This is a genomic window from Pseudomonas sp. PME37.24/006, assembly GCF_055556635.1.
Map to the genome: position 1 here is coordinate 1 of NZ_JBVHNL010000064.1, position 277 is coordinate 277.

The 277-nt window shown below is 62.5% G+C and carries 1 protein-coding gene; it reads right to left on the reverse strand.

The window, feature by feature from the left end; all coding sequences use genetic code 11:
* On the reverse strand, positions 1-277 hold a 277-nt coding region (locus ACZ3GY_RS23865), incomplete at both ends, for a hypothetical protein (RefSeq protein ID WP_465912204.1).

Sequence of the window (277 nt, forward strand, 5' to 3'; positions counted from 1 at the left end):
CCTTCTGCACGAAGGAATTGGTGAAGGTCTTGGACAGATCGATCTGCTTGTCCGCCAGCGAGGGCTCGAAGGCCTTCAGCGTGCGCAGCGCGGTATCCGGACCGCCCGGCGGGAAGTAGCCGTCCGGCGAAATGGCCTGGCGCACCTTCATGAAGGCATCGATGTAGAGCGAACGGTCGCCCAGCAGATAGCTTTCCGGGACGGCCTTGATGATGTCGGAGGGACCGGCCTTCTGGATCCACTTCAGCGCGCGCACCATGGCATTGGTCAGGGCTTG